This window comes from Rodentibacter myodis, from assembly GCF_001999305.1.
Taxonomy (GTDB): domain Bacteria; phylum Pseudomonadota; class Gammaproteobacteria; order Enterobacterales; family Pasteurellaceae; genus Rodentibacter; species Rodentibacter myodis.
In genome coordinates, this window is record NZ_MLHQ01000047.1 from 1 (window position 1) to 2,170 (window position 2,170).

General features: G+C 40.3%; 1 protein-coding gene. It reads right to left on the reverse strand.

All coding sequences use genetic code 11. The features are described 5' to 3' along the window. Positions 1-2,170, reverse strand: a 2,170-nt coding sequence (locus BKL49_RS11990; RefSeq protein ID WP_077425776.1) for a Fic family protein, incomplete at both ends; no start/stop codon positions are given.

Genomic DNA, 2,170 nt, shown 5'->3' on the forward strand with positions numbered 1-2,170 from the left:
TTTAACCGCACTTACTGCTAGAATTGCTGAATCATTACTTTCAACGTTATTACCCTTTGTTTGGCTCTCTTTTGTCGCTTCAACACTTGATTTTGAACGTTTAATTGTCATGTAATCTGCATTATCTTCACTTGGTACACTCTGCTTGACACCCAGTAAGTCATCTTTTTCTTTCGCTAAACGAGCCGCTTTCTCTTCCTCAGATTCAGTTTTCGGCTTTTTCTTGCTTGGATCAATTTGGGCATATAAGTCTGCATTTTCATCTGCCGACGAAGATGGTTTTTCTACTTCGACAAATTTCGGTTTTGCATCTTCAATAGATTTTTGACCAAGCATTTTCAAGAACTCTGCCACCACATCTTGACTGGTTGCACTTTTTTTAGTGCTGTCCGTTTGTGGAATGATTGTTTGCTCAAACTCACTATTGAATTTTGTAAAGGCCGGATAACCTGCATCCAATAGCAATTTATTGACGATAACACGTGCCATTCGACCATTCCCTTCCGCAAATGGGTGGTAAGCAATTAAGCGTTGGTATGCGAGAGCTGCCAGTACACTTGGTTCTACGCCTTGCGCTTTTGCTTGATTGATAAAATCAATGGTTTGTGCAAGCTGTAATTTTGAGGCTTGAGGGCTAGAAAAAATCGCATCTTCTTTCGTTAAGGATTCCTTCTTGTACAGCACTCTGTTTTCGCCTTCATCAGGGCGTAAACCGTGATTGAGTTTTTCAATATTTTCAACCGTTAACCCGTCTTGGCTGTTACGCAAAAATTCTTCTACCGCACCTTTGAGTTTATCTTTTAACTCCGGTGAGCGTTGAATAGTTTTAGACGTATCTGCCAAGGCATCGACAATACTTTGAGTTTGTTCCTGCAAGCCTTTTAATGTATCACTTTTCGGTAAATTTTTAACCAATTGTTGAATGTCATTAAATTCTTGTTCTGTTGGCTTAAAGTGTAACGCTTCGTTAATTTTACGTTCCGTTTTCTTCGCACCGTCAGTTAAAATATCGTCAAGCTCAGGCGTACCGGCCATTTGTTTCAACACTGCCTCAGGTACACTTTTCTTCGCAGCATCACGAGCCTCGGCTAAAAACTCGCTGTTATTTAACACATTTTGCTCAAACTCATCATAACGTTTAGCTTCAAGTTCTAATAATCCTTTCAGATTTAAGTTATCTTCAAGGTTATCATAGTTTGGTTTATGAGATGCAGGATCATTACTTGCGGTTTCCGCAGTGCGTTTATCCGCTTGTTTTTCTGCATTTTCTTGTTTGCTATGGCCTTTAAAGAAATTCTTAATTTTTTCAAAAATTGAAGGACTTCCGCTTTGATCAGCTTTAGGTTTGCCCTCTGCTAACGTTGGTACTTGCTCCAGCATACGGCTGTTATTGTTATTCGCATTACCTTGTTGAATAGCCGGAATTTCCGCGTAATCACTTTCAACGTCATTCACTTTGGTATTGCCACTTTGTGGTACTTCAGGTAACGGACGTTTCGCTTTATTTTCAACCGCACTTAGTGCCGGAATTTCTGCGTAATCACTTTCTGCGTTATTCACTTTGGTATTAGCACTTTGTGGCACAGCCGGTAATTCTGGTAATACAGGTCTACCTTTATTTTTAACCGCACTTACTGCCGGAATTTCCGCATAATCACTTTCTGTATGATCTGCTTTTGTGTTGCTGCTTTGCGGTATTGCAGGTAATTCCGGTAATACAGGTTTACCTTTATTTTTAACCGCACTTACTGCCGGAATTTCCGCATAATCACTTTCCGTATGATCTGCTTTTGTGTTACTGCTTTGCGGTATTGCAGGTAATTCCGGTAATACAGGTTTACCTTTATTTTTAACCGCACTTACTGCCGGAATTTCTTCGTAAAGTGGTTCTTCCGGTGCTTTGGATTGACGACTTGCGTCAGTGTCGCCGACTTTAGCATAGGTTCTATCTACCGTATTTGGAATTTCTTCATAAATCGGTTCGCTACCTGCTTTATTGCCTTTTGTTTTTTGCACTTCGCTGTAAATCGGCTCTTCCGCTGCTTTGGATTGACGATTTGCGTTAGCGTCGCCGACTTTAGCATAGGTTCTATCTACCGTATTTGGAATTTCTTCATAAATCGGTTCACCACCTGCTTTATTGCCTTTCGTTTTTTGTACTTCGCTGTAA